Origin of the sequence: Paucibacter sp. JuS9, assembly GCF_044043925.2 — a bacterium.
In the GTDB taxonomy this organism is placed as follows: domain Bacteria; phylum Pseudomonadota; class Gammaproteobacteria; order Burkholderiales; family Burkholderiaceae_C; genus JAUASW01.
In genome coordinates this window covers 1,042,698-1,063,524 of record NZ_CP194172.1, presented here as the reverse complement: position 1 = coordinate 1,063,524, position 20,827 = coordinate 1,042,698, and the positions used below count along the sequence as shown (strand labels likewise).

The window sequence follows — 20,827 nt, the reverse complement described above, 5'->3', positions numbered from 1 at the left end:
TGCGTTCACAGCTGGATCGCGCATGCGCGGGCGCGCCCCTGGGCCTTGGCGCGATAGAGCTGCTCGTCGGCGGTTGTGATCAACTGCGCCGACTCGATGCCCGCATGCGGCTGCACGCAGGCAACACCCAGGCTGATGGTGACTTCGGCGCCGGCGTCGGAATGTGCATGCGCCATCTGCTGCTCACGCACCGCCTGCTCCATGCCGGTGGCCACCGCCAGCGCGCCCGCCAGGTCGGTTTCAGGCAGGACGCAAGCGAACTCCTCGCCGCCATAGCGACTGAGCAGGTCGCCAGGCCGCTTCAGGCAATCCTTCAGGGCCAAGGCGACACGGCGAAGGCAATCGTCGCCGGCCAGATGGCCGTAGTGGTCGTTATAGCGCTTGAAGAAGTCCACATCGGCCAGCACCAGGGACAAGGGCGCGCCGGTGCGGCGGGCTCGCTGGAATTCGAGCTCGAAGCGTTCGTCGAAATGACGCCGGTTGTAGAGGCCGGTGAGACCGTCCAGAAAGGCCAGGCGACGCAAGAGATCGGACTGCAGCTTCAGGCTCAGCTGCGCCTTGACCCGGGCCCGCACGACGCCTGCATTGAAGGGCTTGGAGATGAAGTCCACCGCGCCGGCCTCGAGGCCGCGGGTCTCGGCTTCGGCATCCTGGTGGGCGGTCACGAAGATCACCGGAATACCCCGCAGGTCGGGCGAACGCTTGAGCTCGCGGCACAGCTCGTAGCCGTCCATGCCGGGCATTTCCACGTCGAGCAGCAGCAGATCGGGCTGGCGGTCCCGGCACAAGGCCAGCGCCTGCGAGGCCTGGGTGGACATGAAGACCTGATAGTCAGCCGAGAACACCTGGTAGAGCGCCTGGATGTTGAGCGGCTGGTCGTCGACCAGCAGCAGGCGCGGACGCCGCCCGAGCAGCCTCAGCAGGCTGCCGTGGTCATGCGCCGGTGCACCATCCGCTGTCAGGCCCAGGTCTTCCATCAGCTGACTCCCTGCGGCAGATTCTGGCACTGAGCCAGCGCAGTCTCAAAATCAAGCTCGGTGATCGCTGCCTGCAAAGAGGCAAGACCTGGCCCCAGACTGGCGCCATGCTGCTGGCGCAACTGCTCGAAGGCGTCGAGCGCTGCCAGGTCGGACTGGGCCAGAAGCGCCACCAGGTTGCGCATCTGCGAAGCCAGTGAGGGCCCGTGGGAAATCGCTGCTGTTGCGGGCGGCGGCTCCGCGCCGGCGAGCGCCTTGGCTACCGACTGCAGTGCTGCGCAGGCCTCGGCCAGTTCGTGCTCGAAGCGCTGCAGCTGATCATCCGCCAGCGAGCCGTCCGCGCGAAGGCGGCTTTCCAGCAGCTGGGCCTGGGCGCTCAGGCGCTCGGCCCCAAGCGTGGCAGCCAGACCGCGCAGACCATGCAAGGCACCCGCCGCCTCGGCCACCTGGCGTGCGCCAAGAAGCTCACGAAGACGCGCAGCCAGCCCAGCCTGACCTTGCGCAAAGCTGGCGGACATCCGTGCAAGCAGTTCGCGCTTGCCGCCCAGCCGGTCGAGTGCTGCGGCGATGACTACACCCTGCTGGCGCGCAGCCTCCACAAGCACTGCGATGTCTTCCAGGCCGGCACGCGGCAGGCGCGCGGCGAGATTGCCGCGGCCGCAGAGCCGGTTCAGGAGCGCCACCAGATGGTCGATCTCGAAGGGCTTGCCGACATGCTCGTCCATGCCAGCGGCCCGGCTCGCTGCCTGGTCCGCCGGCATGGCGTTCGCGGTCATCGCGACGATAGGTAGCTCGCGCAAGCCCAGCTGCTCTCGAATCACGCGCGTGGCCTCGTAACCGTCCATCACCGGCATCTGCACGTCCATCAGCACGGCATCGAACTGCGGCTGCGCGCTGCTGACCAGGTTGACCGCCTGCTGACCATCGGCCGCGAGCAGCACGCTGGCGCCTTCATCCTCCAACAGCTCGCAGGCCACCTGCTGGTTGTTGAGGTTGTCTTCGACGATCAGCAGCCGCAAGCCGGCCAGGCGCTGCAAGGAAGGCAGACGCAAGGGCTTGCCGGGCTCGGCGCCGCCGGCGGTGCGGGCATCGACCACCGCATCCAGCAGCATCGAGGCAGTGACCGGCTTGACGAGGAAGCCGTTCAGCAGACCCTGCTCCTGCTCGCTGCGCTGGGCCAGCATTTCGCGGCCATGGGCAGTGACCATGACCAGCAGCGGCGTGGCCGCATCGGGCGCCAGCTCGCGGATGCGCTGGCTGGTTTCCCAGCCGTCCATGCCGGGCATCTGCCAGTCCACCAGCACCACCTGGTAGCTGGCGCCACCGCCATGCCGCGCGGCCAACTGGGCCAGCGCCTCAGCGCCGGAGCCGACGGTATCGACCCGCCAGCCGAGTGAGCGGGCCATCGAGCCGAGCATCTCGCGAGCGCTCGAGTTGTCATCGACGATCAGCACGCGCAGCTCCTGATCCTCATGCACAGGTGCGCCGGCCTCGGCGGCCGCCAGGACCGGCAGGCGCAGCTGGAAATGAAAGCGGCTGCCGGCACCCAGCACGCTGTCCAGCTTGAGCTCGCCGCCCATCATTCGAGCCAGGCGCTGGCTGATCGCCAAGCCCAGACCGGTGCCTCCGAAGCGCCGCGTCGTCGAGGCTTCTGCCTGGGTGAAGCCGGTGAAGATCCGCGCCTGGTGCTCGGGCGCGATGCCGATGCCGGTGTCGCGCACCGCAAACTCCAGCAGTACGTCTTTGTCGCCTCGCTCCAGCAGCCGCAGCTGCACCACGACCTCGCCCTTCTGCGTGAACTTGATCGCATTGCCGCCGAGGTTGATCAGCACCTGCTGCAGCCGCAAGGCGTCGCCCATCAGCAGCGGCGGCAGATCGGGTGCGATGTCGAACAAGACCTCGACCTGCTTGTTGCCCACCGTGGCCGAGAGGATCACCGAGAGCTCGCGGAACAGCTGGTCAAGCCGGAACGGATGCGGATCCAGGCTCATCTTGCCCGCTTCGACCTTGGAGAAGTCGAGGATGTCGTTGAGCAAGCCCAAGAGCGAGCGGGCCGCGCCATCAGCCTTGCCAGCATAGTCAGCCTGGCGTGGGTTCAGCGTGGTCTTCTGCAAGAGCCTGAGCATGCCGAGAATGGCATTCATCGGCGTGCGGATCTCGTGGCTCATATTGGCGAGGAACTGGCTCTTGGCCTCGTTGGCCTGCTCGGCCTTCTGCGTGGCCAGCTGCAGCGAAGCCTCGTGCTGCTTCTGGCGGGTCAGGTCGATGGCCAGTCCGAGGTGGCCCAGCATCTCGCCGTCCTCGGTCTGCATTGGATTCACCGTCAGCAGCACCGGCACGCGAGCGCCGCTCTTGTGGACATAGGTCCATTCCTGGGCCACACCCAGCAACGCGCGGTCGACAAAGACCTCGTTGCCCATGATCGGACGCATCAGCCGCACCGACCACTCGGCCGCGCGCTGGCGCACCTCCTCGGCATCATGGAACAGCTCCATAGCGCGCTGGCCCAGCACCTCCTCGCTGCGATAGCCGAGCAGGCGCTCGGCACCTCGATTGAAGACGGTGATCTCGCGCGATCGCGAGGTGGCGATGATCGATACGTCAACCGCAGCGTCAAGCACCGTGCGCAGCAGCAGGCCGGTGCGGGCGATCTCGGCCTCGGCCTTCTTGCGTTCGCTGATGTCGAGGTAGGTGGCGACAAAGCCACCACCCGGCATCGGCGCTCCGCGCACTTCGATCACGCAACCGTTCGGCCGGTTCCATTCGACCTGGTGTGGCTCCTCGCTGCGACCGCGCGCCATGATCTTGGCGATATGTCGCTCGGCTTTCTCGACCGGGCCGTACTCGCCGCGCATTGCATTGAAGCGCACGATGTCTTCGTAGCGGGTGCGGCCGACCTGGAACTGCTCGTCGGGCAGCTCGATCAGCGCACGGAACTGCGCGTTGTAGGCCTGCAGGCGCAGCTCGGAATCGAACACGCTCAGACCGCAGGGCAGGTTCTCCAGCACGCTGCGCAGCACTTCGTTGTTGCGCACGGTGCGGGCCTCGAGAGAGCGACGGGCCGTGATGTCCTGATAGGCTCCGACCAGCTTGATCACGCTGCCATCGGGCCCGCGCTCGGCGGCTTCGCCAACCACGCGCACCCAGATGAAGCGACCGAGCGCCGTAGTCAGGGGCAGCTCGATGTCCCAGCCCTCGCCGGTGCGCGCAGCCGTCTCCACCGCATCGCGCAACAGGCCACGGCCGCCGCTGCCGTAGTACTTCAGTGCCTGGTCGAGTTCGGGTGCGAGGCCGCTGGGTTCGTCGTGGATGTGGCAGGCCTGCATCGACCAGCGCATGGTCCGCGTCGGCAGGTCGAGTTCCCAGCCACCGACGCCGGCCAGGCGGCCGGCGTGGTCCAGCATGGTGTTGCGCGCACGCAGCTCGGCCTCCATGGCCTTGCGCTCGGTGATGTCCAGCGCGATCTCGATGAAGCCGGTGACCGTGCCGTCAGCGTTGCGGATGGGCTGGATCTCGGTCTCGGCCCAGTAGAGGCTGCCGTCCTTGCGTCGATTCTGGATTTCGAGGCGGGCGCCGACGCCTTCAGAGGTCACATCGGCCAGCAACTGCAGCGCCGCAGGGTCGGTCTCCGGTCCCGTGAGCAGTTCACCCGGCGTTCGACCCAAGGCCTCTTCGCTGCTGTAGCCGGTCAGCCGGGTGAAGCCCTCGTTCACCCAGTTGATGCGCAGTTCGCGGTCGCCGCTGAGCACCGCGTTGTTGGTCGCACGGGCCACGCGTGCGAGCAGTTCCAGATCGACCGTCATCTCCTTGGCCAGTGCCTGAGCACGCCGTCGGCCCGAGCTGAGCAGCCAGGTTACCCAGGCCAGCGCAAGGCTCAACAGAGTGCCTGCACCGGCCAGCAGCCGAGGTCTCTCCAGGTTGGGGCTTTGCTCGAAGGCCGGCGTACTCTGTGTTCGCAGGAGCAGTTCGCGACCACCAAGAGCAATGCGTCGCTGCCAACTGAAACGAGCGCTGCCAGCGTTGGTGGTGGAGACATAGACGCGCTGTTCCGGCAAGGGCAGCGGGCTGTCAAAGAGCTCGAACTCCAGCAGGCCGTCGGCGGCCTCGCCCATGCCGGCGCCCAGTTCATCGGCCATCAGCACTGCATAGACAAAACCCTGCAAGGCCTGAGGCGGTTCCGGCTCGCCTGCGCGCGGCACGCCACTTCGGTAGATCGGCAGCAAGAGCAGGAAGGCCTGCGCATTGCTCTCCTCCTGCAACAAGCGCAGCCGGCCTGACAAAGTGAGCGCGCCGCTGCGACGCGCCTGCAAGGCCGCGGCATAACGCGTGGGCTCGGCGTTCATCACCAGGCCCAGCGCCACGCGATTGCGCGCCGCCGGCTCGGCAAAGCGAACCACATACTGCTCGGCGTCGGACAGCTGGCTCTGCAAGTTGAAATGCTCCGCCCCTTGCGCACGCTGCGCCCGGACGAAACTCGCCAGCTCTTCGCGCGGCACGGCCTGCACGAAGCCCAGGCCGCGCACACCGCGCAGCTCGCGCCGCAGGCTCAAGGATTCGACAAAGGCGCTGAACTGCTCGCGCCGCAATTCGCCGGAGGCAGCGAACAGGCCGCGGGCACCTTCCAGGGCCAGCACGCTGGCATCCAGCCGACGGCCAAGTTCGGCCTCGATCCGCTCGCTCAGGCCGGCAAACCGCCCCTGCACCTCATGCTCGGCCTCGGCTTGCCAGGTGATGGCCAGCAGGCCCGTGCTGGCCAGGCCGCCAACCAGCACCAGCAAGGCAGGCCAGGTCTCGGCCAGCACCAGCAGGCGCTGCCAGACCTTGTGGATGCCGTCGACCAGGGGCGATGCCTGCATGGGCTTGCTCCGCGCGCGCAAGATGCAGCGCGGATGACCCGATATTCAACGCAGGCACGCGTCCGCCGCCCCCGTGGAATCCCTGGCGCACGGTCTGTTCAGCCCTGGAGATCCCCCAGACAGAGGTACTTGATCTCCACATAGTCCTCGATGCCCTGGCGAGCCCCCTCCCGGCCGAGACCGCTTTGCTTGACCCCACCAAAGGGGACTTCAGCGGTGGAGATAAGCCCGGTGTTCACGCCCACCATGCCGTACTCCAGCGCCTCGCCGACACGGAACACGCGGCCAATGTCGCGGCTGTAGAAGTAGCTGGCCAAGCCAAACTCGGTACTGTTGGCCAGGGCAACCGCCTCGGCCTCAGTCTTGAACTTGAATACCGGCGCCACCGGCCCGAAGGTTTCTTCGCGGGCGCAGAGCATGTCGGGCGTGGCGTCCGCCAGCAGCGTGGGTTCGAAGAAGCGCAGGCCCAGCGCCTCGGCCCGGCGGCCACCCACAACCAGGCGCGCACCCAGAGCCAGGGCATCAGCCACATGGGCCTCGACCTTGGTGATGGCAGCGTCATCGATCAGCGGGCCCTGGTTGATGCCCGGCGTGAAGCCATTGCCGACCTTGATGCCGGCCACCTTGGCCGCCAGCTTCTCGACGAAGGCGTCGTAAACGCCTTCCTGCACATAGAAGCGATTGGCGCAGACGCAGGTCTGCCCGGCATTGCGGTACTTGCTGACCAGCGCGCCTTCGACGGCCGAATCCAGGTCGGCGTCATCAAACACGATGAAGGGCGCGTTGCCGCCGAGCTCCAGCGACAGTTTCTTGATCGTCGGCGCGCACTGGCGCATCAGGATGCGGCCAACCTCGGTGGAGCCTGTGAAGGAGAGATGGCGTACCACGGGGCTGTCGCACAGCACCTGGCCGATGGCGATAGACGCATCGGCGTCGGCGCTCAAGACATTCAGCACGCCGGCCGGCATCCCGGCGCGCTGGGCCAGCTCGGCGACCGCCAAGGCCGACAGCGGCGTGGCCTCGGCGGGCTTGATCACCACAGTACAACCCGCAGCCAGGGCCGGCGCGACCTTGCGGGTGATCATCGCGATGGGGAAATTCCAGGGCGTGATCGCGGCGCAGACGCCGATGGGCTGCTTGATCGCCAGGTAACGCTTGTTGTTGTCCGTGGTCGGGATGGTTTCGCCATAGATGCGCCGGCCCTCCTCGGCAAACCATTCGATGAAGCTCGCGCCGTATGTCACCTCGCCGCGCGCCTCGAACAGCGGCTTGCCCTGCTCGGCCGTCATGATGCGGGCGAGGTCGTCCGCATGCCTTATCAGCAACTGGAACCAGCGCTGCATGATGGCTGCGCGCTCCTTGGCCGGCTTGGCGCGCCAGGCTGGCCAGGCGTTGTTGGCCGCCGCCACGGCCGCTTCGGCATCCACCGCGCCGAGATTGGCCACCTCGGCCAGCAAGGCACCGGTCGCGGGGTCATGCACCGGGAAGCGGGCGCCACTGCTGCCGCTCACCCATTCGCCGCCAATCAGGGCCTGGGTCCTGAGCAGACTGGCGTCATCCAGGGTCGCCAGGGGTTCCAACAGGGATTGGTCCATCGTCACTCGCTCCGTCTCGTTCGTTCATTCGCTCGATGCGTTGGAGGGGCAACTCTACCCGGGCCGGGAGCCGCTTCGACGGGTCAGGCCGCCTATAATCGAAAGCCCCGAAAAATCAAGTATTTACCGCTTGCGGTAGCCGCAGAAAGCCCTCCGGAATGAAAGCAGCAGAGATTCGCCAAACCTTCCTGAAGTTCTTCGAGTCCAAGGGTCACCAGATCGTTGCCTCGAGCCCGGTCGTGCCCGGCGATGACCCGACGCTGCTGTTCACCAACGCGGGCATGAACCAGTTCAAGGACGTGTTCCTGGGCTTTGACAAGCGCGCCTACAGCCGCGCCACCACCAGCCAGAAGTGCATTCGCGCCGGCGGCAAGCACAACGACCTGGACAACGTGGGCTACACCGCGCGCCACCACACCTTCTTCGAAATGCTGGGCAATTTCAGCTTCGGGGACTATTTCAAGCATGACGCCATCCAGTTCGCCTGGGAGCTGCTAACCACCAAGTTCATGCTGCCGGCAGAGAAGCTGTGGGTGACGGTCTACGCCGAGGATGACGAGGCCTACGAGATCTGGAACAAGGTTGTGGGCGTGCCCGCCGAGCGCATCGTGCGCATCGGCGACAACAAGGGCGGCCGCTACATGTCCGACAACTTCTGGATGATGGGCGACACCGGCCCCTGCGGCCCCTGCACCGAGATCTTCTACGACCACGGCGAAGAAATCGCTGGCGGCCCGCCGGGCAGCCCGAACGAAGACGGCGATCGCTACATCGAGATCTGGAACAACGTCTTCATGCAATTCAACCGCACCGAAGACGGTGTGATGCACAAGCTGCCCAAGCCCTCCGTCGATACCGGCATGGGCCTGGAGCGCCTGGCGGCCGTCCTGCAGCATGTCCATTCGAACTATGAGATCGACACCTTTGTCAGCCTGCTCGCTGCGGCCAAGGCGGCCGTCGATGCGGCCGGTGGCGGCGACTGCGACAAGGAAAGCGCCTCGCTGAAGGTCATCGCCGACCACATCCGCGCCTGCTCATTCACCATTGTGGATGGCGTGATCCCGGGCAATGAGGGCCGCGGCTACGTCCTGCGCCGCATCGCTCGCCGCGCAATCCGCCACGGCTACAAGCTCGGCGCCCGCAAGCCCTTCTTCCACCAGATTGTTGGCGAGCTGGTGAACCAGATGGGCGATGCCTATCCGGAACTGCGCCAGGCGCAGGCACGCGTGACCGAGGTGCTCAAACAGGAAGAAGAGCGCTTCTTCCAGACCATTGCCAATGGCATGGAAATCCTCGAGGCCGCTCTGGCCAAGGGGGAGAAGCAGGTCGACGGCGAAACCGCCTTCAAGCTTCACGACACCTACGGCTTCCCGGTCGACCTGACCGCCGACGTCTGCCGCGAGCGTGGCGTGACTGTCGATCAAGCGGGCTTTGACGCGGCCATGACCCGTCAACGCGAGCAGGCCCGTGCCGCCGGCAAGTTCAAGATGGCCGCCGGCCTTGAGTACAAGGGCACGGCCACGGCTTTCCACGGCTATGAGCACCTGGTCTGCGAAACGAGCAAGGTCACGGCTGTGTATGTGGATGGCGCGCTGGTCAGCGAAGCCAAGGCCGGTGACGACGCCGTGGTGGTGCTGGACCACACGCCTTTCTACGCCGAGAGCGGAGGCCAGGCCGGCGACAGCGGCGAGCTGCGCAACAACACGAGCCGCTTCGCTGTGGAAGACACGTTGAAGATCCAGGCCGATGTGTTCGGTCATCATGGTCGGGTGCTGGAAGGCACGATCAAGACCGGCGACCAGTTCGCCGCCAAGGTGAACGCCGATGCCCGCAGCAAGACCGTGCGCAACCACAGCGCGACCCACCTGATGCACAAGGCCCTGCGCGAAGTGCTCGGCGGCCATGTGCAACAGAAGGGCTCGCTGGTCAACGCCGAGCGCACCCGCTTCGACTTCGCGCACAACGCGCCAATGACGGCCGAGCAAATCCGCAGGGTCGAGGCCATCGTCAACGCCGAAATCCTGACCAATGCGGGGGCCAAGGCCGAAGTGATGGCGCTGGACGACGCTCAGAAGAGCGGCGCGATGATGCTGTTCGGGGAGAAGTACGGCGAGACTGTGCGCGTGCTCTCCATCGGATCCTCCAAGGAACTCTGCGGCGGCACACACGTCAAGGCCACGGGCGATATCGGCTTGTTCAAGATTGTTGGCGAAGGCGGCGTGGCTGCTGGTGTGCGCCGCGTGGAAGCAGTCACGGGCGACGGCGCCCTCGCCTATCTGCAATCGCTGGAAGACACGGTGCAGGCTGTGGCCGGCACGCTGAAGGCGGCTCCCACCGAGCTGGAGCAACGCGTTCATGCGGTGCTGGATCAGGTCAAGGCACTCGAGAAGGAACTCGCTTCGGCCAAGAGCAAGCTGGCCTCCGCCCAGGGTGATGAGCTGATGGCTCAAGCCGTAGACGTCAAGGGCATCAAGGTCCTGGCCGCCACGCTGGTCGGCGCAGATGCCAAGACGCTGCGCGAAACCATGGACAAGTTGAAGGACAAGCTCAAGACGGCAGCCATCGTGCTGGCAGCTGTCGACGGCGACAAAGTCCAGCTGGCAGCCGGAGTCACGTCGGACAGCATCGGCAAAGTCAAGGCCGGTGACCTGGTCAACTTCGTGGCACAGCAAGTGGGCGGCAAGGGTGGCGGCAAGCCCGACATGGCCATGGCCGGTGGCACCGATGCCAAGGCCTTGCCTGCTGCATTGGCTGGTGTGCAAGCCTGGGTGGCGGAGCGGCTCTGACCCGAGTCACTCACTCGAAGATTCAAGGGCCCTTCTGGGCCCTTTTCTTCTTGGGACCATGAGCCCCACCGCACCACCTTAACTACCCTCCACTTCAAGTGCTAGGCGGCGCCACCATGTGTGGACAGCTTCGCGATGGGGCGCCGAAACCCGAAGCCACCCGCTTGGGTCTGAGTCCGAAGGACAGCGCTCAGGTTGCGCTGGAAGGAATCAGATGGGCCTGACAAGACCGCGCACAGGCATGGGATGCTGCTGAGCCACGCGATACATGGGCTCGACATGTTGGCCCTCGATCACAACTCGGGGCAGCTTGGCCGGAGCGGGCGCCACCGGCGGGGGCGGCGTGCTGCCCAGGCGCTTGCCCGTGATGACCAGGCGCGCCAGCTTGACCACCTCACTCGCTTGCGCAGGCACAGCAGGCAAGCCCAACGTCAGGGCAAGGGTCAAAGAACTCGCAATAAGGCGGTAATCGCAGCGTCGCATGGGTCTCTCTCCACGAGCCCGGTCTGATGGCCGAGCTTTGTATGGATCGGAGTATTCCCAGTGCCGAGATGAGCCGCCACGGACAAGCGACGAACTGCATCCCGCTGCGACAAAGCGGGGATACGAGGGAGCGAATACCTGCAGGAGGGAGATCTCGACATGTTCGATTAATGAACTTCAAGACAACTTCATCGACGTCTTCGACATGTCACCGGGACTTGCCGCACCTTGTAGCCGATGCATCGGAAGACGGCGGCGCTTTCAAGGTATTGACGGAACGGGGCGTCCAAGATGAGCCAGGATGCCGACTGCAGCAGGACGCAGAGATATTGCATGCTGAGCGCAGATACTGCACGCTGCAAAAGCAAAAACCCTCCGACTCATGGGAGTCGGAGGGTTTCGCGGGGTAAATAGCCTGACGATGACCTACTTTCACACGGGAATCCGCACTATCATCGGCGCTGAGTCATTTCACTGTCCTGTTCGGGATGGGAAGGAGTGGGACCAACTCGCTATGGTCATCAGGCTTGACTGGTTGGCTCATTGAGACCTGGGAAGGTGCTCAACAAACCCAATTTGTAGAGTTGCGCAACTGATCTCTCAATTATAGCGCTCGAATCAGCTTGTGTATTTTGATTGCGTTCAATTCAGACTTCTGAAGAACAGCATAACTGTGTTTGACTCAATATAGTCTCTGATCTGTTCTTTCGAACTGTCAAAGTTATAGGGTCAAGCCTCACGGGCAATTAGTACTGGTTAGCTTAACGCATTACTGCGCTTCCACACCCAGCCTATCAACGTCCTGGTCTCGAACGACCCTTCAGGGGGCTCTAGGCCCCGGCAAGACTCATCTTGAGACGAGTTTCCCGCTTAGATGCTTTCAGCGGTTATCTCTTCCGCACTTAGCTACTCGGCGATGCCACTGGCGTGACAACCGATACACCAGAGGTGCGTCCACTCCGGTCCTCTCGTACTAGGAGCAGGCTCTCTCAATCTTGCAGCGCCCACGGAAGATAGGGACCAAACTGTCTCACGACGTTTTAAACCCAGCTCACGTACCTCTTTAAATGGCGAACAGCCATACCCTTGGGACCGGCTACAGCCCCAGGATGAGATGAGCCGACATCGAGGTGCCAAACACCGCCGTCGATATGAACTCTTGGGCGGTATCAGCCTGTTATCCCCAGAGTACCTTTTATCCGTTGAGCGATGGCCCTTCCATACAGAACCACCGGATCACTTTGTCCTACTTTCGTACCTGCTCGACTTGTCAGTCTCGCAGTCAAGCACGCTTATGCCAATGCACTATCAACACGATTTCCGACCGTATTTAGCGTACCTTCGAACTCCTCCGTTACACTTTGGGAGGAGACCGCCCCAGTCAAACTGCCCACCATACACTGTCCCCAATCCCGATAAGGGACCAAGGTTAGAACCTCAAACACACCAGGGTGGTATTTCAACGTTGGCTCCATAGAAACTAGCGTCCCTACTTCAAAGCCTCCCACCTATCCTACACAGATCTGTTCAAAGTCCAATGTAAAGCTACAGTAAAGGTTCATGGGGTCTTTCCGTCTTTCCGCGGGGAGATTGCATCATCACAAACATTTCAACTTCGCTGAGTCTCTGGAGGAGACAGTGTGGCCATCATTACTCCATTCGTGCAGGTCGGAACTTACCCGACAAGGAATTTCGCTACCTTAGGACCGTTATAGTTACGGCCGCCGTTTACTGGGACTTCAGTCAAGAGCTTGCACCCCATCATTTAATCTTCCAGCACCGGGCAGGAGTCACACCCTATACGTCGACTTTCGTCTTTGCAGAGTGCTGTGTTTTTAATAAACAGTTGCAGCCACCGATTCTCTGCGGCCCCATTCTGCTCCCCAAGTAAATGGTTCACATACTAGAGGCACACCTTCTTCCGAAGTTACGGTGTCAATTTGCCGAGTTCCTTCTCCAGAGTTCTCTCAAGCGCCTTAGAATACTCATCTCGCGCACCAGTGTCGGTTTGCGGTACGGTCGTTGTAAGCTGAAGCTTAGTGGCTTTTCTTGGAAGCAGGGTATCACTCACTTCGTCTGCAAGCAGACTCGTTATCACGCCTCATCTCATCCCCCCGGATTTGCCTAAGGGGCACGACTACACGCTTGAACCAACTATTCCAACAGTTGGCTGAGTTAACCTTCTCCGTCCCCACATCGCACTTACAATCGGTACAGGAATATTTACCTGTTTCCCATCAGCTACGCATCTCTGCCTCGCCTTAGGGGCCGACTCACCCTACGCCGATGAACGTTGCGTAGGAAACCTTGCGCTTTCGGCGAGGGGGCTTTTCACCCCCTTTAACGCTACTCATGTCAGCATTCGCACTTCTGATACCTCCAGCAGGCTTCACAACCCACCTTCTCAGGCTTACAGAACGCTCTCCTACCACGTGCAATAAATTGCACATCCGCAGCTTCGGTAACTGGCTTAGCCCCGTTACATCTTCCGCGCAGGACGACTCGATCAGTGAGCTATTACGCTTTCTTTAAATGATGGCTGCTTCTAAGCCAACATCCTGACTGTTTTAGCCTTCCCACTTCGTTTCCCACTTAGCCAATTTTGGGGACCTTAGCTGGCGGTCTGGGTTGTTTCCCTCTTGAGTCCGGACGTTAGCACCCGGTGCTCTGTCTCCCAAGCTGTACTCATCGGTATTCGGAGTTTGCTAAGGTTTGGTAAGTCGCCATGACCCCCTAGCCTAAACAGTGCTCTACCCCCGATGGTAATACTTGAGGCACTACCTAAATAGTTTTCGGAGAGAACCAGCTATTTCCAAGTTTGTTTAGCCTTTCACCCCTATCCACAGCTCATCCGCTAATTTTGCAACATTAGTCGGTTCGGACCTCCAGCACCTGTTACGGTACCTTCATCCTGGCCATGGATAGATCACTTGGTTTCGGGTCTACACCCAGCGACTATGACGCCCTATTCGGACTCGATTTCTCTACGGCTTCCCTATTCGGTTAACCTCGCCACTGAATGTAAGTCGCTGACCCATTATACAAAAGGTACGCAGTCACCCCTTTCGAGGCTCCTACTTTTTGTATGCATGCGGTTTCAGGATCTATTTCACTCCCCTCCCGGGGTTCTTTTCGCCTTTCCCTCACGGTACTTGTTCACTATCGGTCGATTACGAGTATTTAGCCTTGGAGGATGGTCCCCCCATATTCAGACAGGATTTCACGTGTCCCGCCCTACTCTATTCGCGCCTAGTTCCACAATCTGCATTTTTCATACGGGGCTATCACCCGCTATGGCCGGACTTTCCATTCCGTTCTGATATACAAACTGCTAAAACGCGAGGGCTACTCCGATTTCGCTCGCCACTACTTTCGGAATCTCGGTTGATGTCTTTTCCTCGAGCTACTGAGATGTTTCAGTTCACCCGGTTCGCCACAATGACCTATGTATTCAGTCAGAGTTACCTCTTGCGAGGTGGGTTTCCCCATTCGGAAATCTCCGGATCAAAGCTAATTTGCCAGCTCCCCGAAGCTTATCGCAGGCTATCACGTCCTTCGTCGCCTGTAATCGCCAAGGCATCCACCACATGCACTTATTCACTTGACCCTATAACTTTGACAGCGCTGACAGCACTGCCGATCAAGGAACTTACCACCCAGGTATCGTTCACCCGAGTGGCTATATTTGAGTATTCACGCGTTACGCCGTTCTTCATACCTAATCAACTTAGCAACTACCTTTCAGCAATCACTACTTCGCTTAGTTGAAGTCTATGTTTGACGCAATCAAAATGTTGCCGACGGCACGGTGTCCAGCCCCACAAATCCGAAGACTCGCGAAGAAACTGAACTTTCCGTCGACAACGCTGATTCGACTCTACAAATTGTTAAAGAACAACAGCCAATAAAGGCTGGCAAACCACAATACCCACTCCGGATATTTTGGTTTGCCAACGCTGAGTGAAGATAAATGGTGGAGGATGACGGGATCGAACCGACGACCCCCTGCTTGCAAAGCAGGTGCTCTCCCAGCTGAGCTAATCCCCCGGGATCTCTCTCATAGCCTCTCGGCTTGAATTCCGTGGTGGGTCTGGCTGGATTCGAACCAGCGACCCCCGCCTTATCAAGACGGTGCTCTAACCAACTGAGCTACAGACCCACGCGAACTCTTCGCGTGCCCTGTGCCAGTGCGCTCACCTGTTGAGGCCAGCTCGGCAGGCTCACGCTTATTTCACTCTTACTGTTGAATTACAGCCGATAAGTGTGGGCGCTTAAAAATGAGTCATTTGGATCTCGCTCATGCTCAGCATATATGCTGAACCGTGGCTCAATCTATTCTAGAAAGGAGGTGATCCAGCCGCACCTTCCGATACGGCTACCTTGTTACGACTTCACCCCAGTCACGAACCCTGCCGTGGTAATCGCCCCCCTTGCGGTTAGGCTAACTACTTCTGGCAGAACCCGCTCCCATGGTGTGACGGGCGGTGTGTACAAGACCCGGGAACGTATTCACCGCGGCAAGCTGATCCGCGATTACTAGCGATTCCGACTTCACGCAGTCGAGTTGCAGACTACGATCCGGACTACGACCGGTTTTCTGGGATTAGCTCCCCCTCGCGGGTTGGCAGCCCTCTGTACCGGCCATTGTATGACGTGTGTAGCCCTACCCATAAGGGCCATGATGACCTGACGTCATCCCCACCTTCCTCCGGTTTGTCACCGGCAGTCTCATTAGAGTGCCCTTTCGTAGCAACTAATGACAAGGGTTGCGCTCGTTGCGGGACTTAACCCAACATCTCACGACACGAGCTGACGACGGCCATGCAGCACCTGTGTTCTGGCTCTCTTTCGAGCACTCCCAAATCTCTTCAGGATTCCAGACATGTCAAGGGTAGGTAAGGTTTTTCGCGTTGCATCGAATTAAACCACATCATCCACCGCTTGTGCGGGTCCCCGTCAATTCCTTTGAGTTTCAACCTTGCGGCCGTACTCCCCAGGCGGTCAACTTCACGCGTTAGCTACGTTACTGAGAAGAAACCCTCCCAACAACCAGTTGACATCGTTTAGGGCGTGGACTACCAGGGTATCTAATCCTGTTTGCTCCCCACGCTTTCGTGCATGAGCGTCAGTACAGGTCCAGGGGATTGCCTTCGCCATCGGTGTTCCTCCGCATATCTACGCATTTCACTGCTACACGCGGAATTCCATCCCCCTCTACCGTACTCTAGCTATGCAGTCACAAAGGCAGTTCCCAGGTTGAGCCCGGGGATTTCACCTCTGTCTTGCATAACCGCCTGCGCACGCTTTACGCCCAGTAATTCCGATTAACGCTTGCACCCTACGTATTACCGCGGCTGCTGGCACGTAGTTAGCCGGTGCTTATTCTTCAGGTACCGTCATGAGGCGTCTGTATTAGAAACACCCTTTTCTTCCCTGACAAAAGCGGTTTACAACCCGAAGGCCTTCTTCCCGCACGCGGCATGGCTGGATCAGACTTGCGTCCATTGTCCAAAATTCCCCACTGCTGCCTCCCGTAGGAGTCTGGGCCGTGTCTCAGTCCCAGTGTGGCTGGTCGTCCTCTCAGACCAGCTACAGATCGTCGGCTTGGTGGGCCTTTACCCCACCAACTACCTAATCTGATATCGGCCGCTCCAATTGCGCGAGGTCTTGCGATCCCCCGCTTTCACCCTCAGGTCGTATGCGGTATTAGCCACTCTTTCGAGTAGTTATCCCCCACAACTGGGCACGTTCCGATATATTACTCACCCGTTCGCCACTCGTCAGCATCCGAAGACCTGTTACCGTTCGACTTGCATGTGTAAGGCATGCCGCCAGCGTTCAATCTGAGCCAGGATCAAACTCTACAGTTCGATCTTGATTTACTCAACGGAATCGACAAAACCATTTACATGATTCCATCTAATTTCCGTGAGCGTTTAAAGTCTAAGAGACTTGATACTCGTCACCAAGCATCAAAACTCACCTTCAAACGCCCACGCTTATCGGCTGTGAATTATTAAAGAACAGTGAGAATCTTTTGATTCTCTTGCGTCGATCGCTGATCAACGCAGAAGCGAGATTATGAGTGATAACGATCTTATCGTCAACCCTTAATTGCTTCTTTTTCTGCAAGCTCCCGTTGCCGGGAGCATCAGCAGATGCAAACCTTCATCACAACGCCTTGGCGCCCTGAATGCTTGCATCTGCTGACACAGATGGAAACGCCCAGTCTTGCGACTGGGCGTCTCAGGTAAATAGCCTGACGATGACCTACTTTCACACGGGAATCCGCACTATCATCGGCGCTGAGTCATTTCACTGTCCTGTTCGGGATGGGAAGGAGTGGGACCAACTCGCTATGGTCATCAGGCTTGACTGGTTGGCTCATTGAGACCTGGGAAGGTGCTCAACAAACCCAATTTGTAGAGTTGCGCAACTGATCTCTCAATTATAGCGCTCGAATCAGCTTGTGTATTTTGATTGCGTTCAATTCAGACTTCTGAAGAACAGCATAACTGTGTTTGACTCAATATAGTCTCTGATCTGTTCTTTCGAACTGTCAAAGTTATAGGGTCAAGCCTCACGGGCAATTAGTACTGGTTAGCTTAACGCATTACTGCGCTTCCACACCCAGCCTATCAACGTCCTGGTCTCGAACGACCCTTCAGGGGGCTCTAGGCCCCGGCAAGACTCATCTTGAGACGAGTTTCCCGCTTAGATGCTTTCAGCGGTTATCTCTTCCGCACTTAGCTACTCGGCGATGCCACTGGCGTGACAACCGATACACCAGAGGTGCGTCCACTCCGGTCCTCTCGTACTAGGAGCAGGCTCTCTCAATCTTGCAGCGCCCACGGAAGATAGGGACCAAACTGTCTCACGACGTTTTAAACCCAGCTCACGTACCTCTTTAAATGGCGAACAGCCATACCCTTGGGACCGGCTACAGCCCCAGGATGAGATGAGCCGACATCGAGGTGCCAAACACCGCCGTCGATATGAACTCTTGGGCGGTATCAGCCTGTTATCCCCAGAGTACCTTTTATCCGTTGAGCGATGGCCCTTCCATACAGAACCACCGGATCACTTTGTCCTACTTTCGTACCTGCTCGACTTGTCAGTCTCGCAGTCAAGCACGCTTATGCCAATGCACTATCAACACGATTTCCGACCGTATTTAGCGTACCTTCGAACTCCTCCGTTACACTTTGGGAGGAGACCGCCCCAGTCAAACTGCCCACCATACACTGTCCCCAATCCCGATAAGGGACCAAGGTTAGAACCTCAAACACACCAGGGTGGTATTTCAACGTTGGCTCCATAGAAACTAGCGTCCCTACTTCAAAGCCTCCCACCTATCCTACACAGATCTGTTCAAAGTCCAATGTAAAGCTACAGTAAAGGTTCATGGGGTCTTTCCGTCTTTCCGCGGGGAGATTGCATCATCACAAACATTTCAACTTCGCTGAGTCTCTGGAGGAGACAGTGTGGCCATCATTACTCCATTCGTGCAGGTCGGAACTTACCCGACAAGGAATTTCGCTACCTTAGGACCGTTATAGTTACGGCCGCCGTTTACTGGGACTTCAGTCAAGAGCTTGCACCCCATCATTTAATCTTCCAGCACCGGGCAGGAGTCACACCCTATACGTCGACTTTCGTCTTTGCAGAGTGCTGTGTTTTTAATAAACAGTTGCAGCCACCGATTCTCTGCGGCCCCATTCTGCTCCCCAAGTAAATGGTTCACATACTAGAGGCACACCTTCTTCCGAAGTTACGGTGTCAATTTGCCGAGTTCCTTCTCCAGAGTTCTCTCAAGCGCCTTAGAATACTCATCTCGCGCACCAGTGTCGGTTTGCGGTACGGTCGTTGTAAGCTGAAGCTTAGTGGCTTTTCTTGGAAGCAGGGTATCACTCACTTCGTCTGCAAGCAGACTCGTTATCACGCCTCATCTCATCCCCCCGGATTTGCCTAAGGGGCACGACTACACGCTTGAACCAACTATTCCAACAGTTGGCTGAGTTAACCTTCTCCGTCCCCACATCGCACTTACAATCGGTACAGGAATATTTACCTGTTTCCCATCAGCTACGCATCTCTGCCTCGCCTTAGGGGCCGACTCACCCTACGCCGATGAACGTTGCGTAGGAAACCTTGCGCTTTCGGCGAGGGGGCTTTTCACCCCCTTTAACGCTACTCATGTCAGCATTCGCACTTCTGATACCTCCAGCAGGCTTCACAACCCACCTTCTCAGGCTTACAGAACGCTCTCCTACCACGTGCAATAAATTGCACATCCGCAGCTTCGGTAACTGGCTTAGCCCCGTTACATCTTCCGCGCAGGACGACTCGATCAGTGAGCTATTACGCTTTCTTTAAATGATGGCTGCTTCTAAGCCAACATCCTGACTGTTTTAGCCTTCCCACTTCGTTTCCCACTTAGCCAATTTTGGGGACCTTAGCTGGCGGTCTGGGTTGTTTCCCTCTTGAGTCCGGACGTTAGCACCCGGTGCTCTGTCTCCCAAGCTGTACTCATCGGTATTCGGAGTTTGCTAAGGTTTGGTAAGTCGCCATGACCCCCTAGCCTAAACAGTGCTCTACCCCCGATGGTAATACTTGAGGCACTACCTAAATAGTTTTCGGAGAGAACCAGCTATTTCCAAGTTTGTTTAGCCTTTCACCCCTATCCACAGCTCATCCGCTAATTTTGCAACATTAGTCGGTTCGGACCTCCAGCACCTGTTACGGTACCTTCATCCTGGCCATGGATAGATCACTTGGTTTCGGGTCTACACCCAGCGACTATGACGCCCTATTCGGACTCGATTTCTCTACGGCTTCCCTATTCGGTTAACCTCGCCACTGAATGTAAGTCGCTGACCCATTATACAAAAGGTACGCAGTCACCCCTTTCGAGGCTCCTACTTTTTGTATGCATGCGGTTTCAGGATCTATTTCACTCCCCTCCCGGGGTTCTTTTCGCCTTTCCCTCACGGTACTTGTTCACTATCGGTCGATTACGAGTATTTAGCCTTGGAGGATGGTCCCCCCATATTCAGACAGGATTTCACGTGTCCCGCCCTACTCTATTCGCGCCTAGTTCCACAATCTGCATTTTTCATACGGGGCTATCACCCGCTATGGCCGGACTTTCCATTCCGTTCTGATATACAAACTGCTAAAACGCGAGGGCTACTCCGATTTCGCTCGCCACTACTTTCGGAATCTCGGTTGATGTCTTTTCCTCGAGCTACTGAGATGTTTCAGTTCACCCGGTTCGCCACAATGACCTATGTATTCAGTCAGAGTTACCTCTTGCGAGGTGGGTTTCCCCATTCGGAAATCTCCGGATCAAAGCTAATTTGCCAGCTCCCCGAAGCTTATCGCAGGCTATCACGTCCTTCGTCGCCTGTAATCGCCAAGGCATCCACCACATGCACTTATTCACTTGACCCTATAACTTTGACAGCGCTGACAGCACTGCCGATCAAGGAACTTACCACCCAGGTATCGTTCACCCGAGTGGCTATATTTGAGTATTCACGCGTTACGCCGTTCTTCATACCTAATCAACTTAGCAACTACCTTTCAGCAATCACTACTTCGCTTAGTTGAAGTCTATGTTTGACGCAATCAAAATGTTGCCGACGGCACGGTGTCCAGCCCCACAAATCCGAAGACTCGCGAAGAAACTGAACTTTCCGTCGACAACGCTGATTCGACTCTACAAATTGTTAAAGAACAACAGCCAATAAAGGCTGGCAAACCACAATACCCACTCCGGATATTTTGGTTTGCCAACGCTGAGTGAAGATAAATGGTGGAGGATGACGGGATCGAACCGACGACCCCCTGCTTGCAAAGCAGGTGCTCTCCCAGCTGAGCTAATCCCCCGGGATCTCTCTCATAGCCTCTCGGCTTGAATTCCGTGGTGGGTCTGGCTGGATTCGAACCAGCGACCCCCGCCTTATCAAGACGGTGCTCTAACCAACTGAGCTACAGACCCACGCGAACTCTTCGCGTGCCCTGTGCCAGTGCGCTCACCTGTTGAGGCCAGCTCGGCAGGCTCACGCTTATTTCACTCTTACTGTTGAATTACAGCCGATAAGTGTGGGCGCTTAAAAATGAGTCAT

The 20,827-nt window shown here is 58.9% G+C and carries 5 protein-coding genes, 4 tRNA genes and 5 rRNA genes; 1 reads left to right on the top strand and 13 read right to left on the bottom strand.

What is annotated here, in order from left to right; translation table 11 throughout:
* Positions 1–5: 5 nt before the first annotated feature.
* From ABT392_RS04620 to ABT392_RS04610, 3 genes are all read right to left on the bottom strand, one after another.
* Positions 6–977, bottom strand: coding sequence for a diguanylate cyclase (locus ABT392_RS04620; RefSeq protein WP_395386470.1), 972 nt, complete (start codon positions 975–977; stop codon positions 6–8).
* Positions 977–5,833: a CHASE domain-containing hybrid sensor histidine kinase/response regulator gene (locus ABT392_RS04615; protein WP_395386471.1), complete on the bottom strand. Its 4,857-nt coding sequence runs from the start codon at positions 5,831–5,833 to the stop codon at positions 977–979. The genes ABT392_RS04620 and ABT392_RS04615 overlap by 1 nt, the downstream gene beginning before the upstream one ends.
* A gap of 98 nt (positions 5,834–5,931) precedes the next feature.
* Positions 5,932–7,428, bottom strand: a complete 1,497-nt coding sequence (locus tag ABT392_RS04610; RefSeq protein ID WP_395386472.1) for an NAD-dependent succinate-semialdehyde dehydrogenase — start codon at positions 7,426–7,428, stop codon at positions 5,932–5,934.
* Between the two features lie 158 nt (positions 7,429–7,586).
* On the opposite strand from ABT392_RS04610, the gene alaS reads away from it, so the two are divergent.
* Positions 7,587–10,214 carry an alanine--tRNA ligase gene (gene alaS / locus ABT392_RS04605; RefSeq protein WP_395386473.1) on the top strand — a complete coding sequence of 876 codons (2,628 nt, stop codon included), beginning with the start codon at positions 7,587–7,589 and terminating at the stop codon, positions 10,212–10,214.
* Between the two features lie 210 nt (positions 10,215–10,424).
* Here the strand turns inward: alaS and ABT392_RS04600 are convergent, their stop codons facing one another.
* From ABT392_RS04600 to ABT392_RS04555, 10 genes are all read right to left on the bottom strand, one after another.
* Positions 10,425–10,643, bottom strand: coding sequence for a hypothetical protein (locus tag ABT392_RS04600; RefSeq protein WP_334279841.1), 219 nt, complete (start codon positions 10,641–10,643; stop codon positions 10,425–10,427).
* Positions 10,644–11,110: 467 nt separating this feature from the next.
* Positions 11,111–11,223, bottom strand: a 5S ribosomal RNA gene (rrf, locus tag ABT392_RS04595).
* A gap of 199 nt (positions 11,224–11,422) precedes the next feature.
* Positions 11,423–14,304, bottom strand: a 23S ribosomal RNA gene (locus tag ABT392_RS04590).
* A 364-nt stretch (positions 14,305–14,668) separates the two neighbouring features.
* Positions 14,669–14,744, bottom strand: a tRNA-Ala gene (locus ABT392_RS04585).
* Between the two features lie 35 nt (positions 14,745–14,779).
* Positions 14,780–14,856, bottom strand: a tRNA-Ile gene (locus ABT392_RS04580).
* Positions 14,857–15,038: 182 nt separating this feature from the next.
* Positions 15,039–16,567 (bottom strand): 16S ribosomal RNA (locus tag ABT392_RS04575).
* Positions 16,568–16,954: 387 nt separating this feature from the next.
* Positions 16,955–17,067: ribosomal RNA gene (gene rrf / locus ABT392_RS04570) — 5S ribosomal RNA — on the bottom strand.
* Between the two features lie 199 nt (positions 17,068–17,266).
* Positions 17,267–20,148: ribosomal RNA gene (locus ABT392_RS04565) — 23S ribosomal RNA — on the bottom strand.
* The 16S, 23S and 5S rRNA genes sit together here with 4 tRNA genes alongside, the layout of an rRNA operon.
* Positions 20,149–20,512: 364 nt before the next feature.
* A tRNA-Ala gene (locus ABT392_RS04560) sits at positions 20,513–20,588 on the bottom strand.
* Positions 20,589–20,623: 35 nt separating this feature from the next.
* A tRNA-Ile gene (locus tag ABT392_RS04555) sits at positions 20,624–20,700 on the bottom strand.
* Positions 20,701–20,827: the final 127 nt, after the last annotated feature.

Bases quoted from the DNA above. Each gene is read 5' to 3' on its own strand.
- ABT392_RS04610 (WP_395386472.1), bottom strand. From the start codon at position 7,428: ATGGACCAATCCCTGTTGGAACCCCTGGCGACCCTGGATGACGCCAGT.
- ABT392_RS04615 (WP_395386471.1), bottom strand. From the start codon at position 5,833: ATGCAGGCATCGCCCCTGGTCGACGGCATCCACAAGGTCTGGCAGCGC.
- alaS (WP_395386473.1), top strand. From the start codon at position 7,587: ATGAAAGCAGCAGAGATTCGCCAAACCTTCCTGAAGTTCTTCGAGTCC.
- ABT392_RS04620 (WP_395386470.1), bottom strand. From the start codon at position 977: ATGGAAGACCTGGGCCTGACAGCGGATGGTGCACCGGCGCATGACCAC.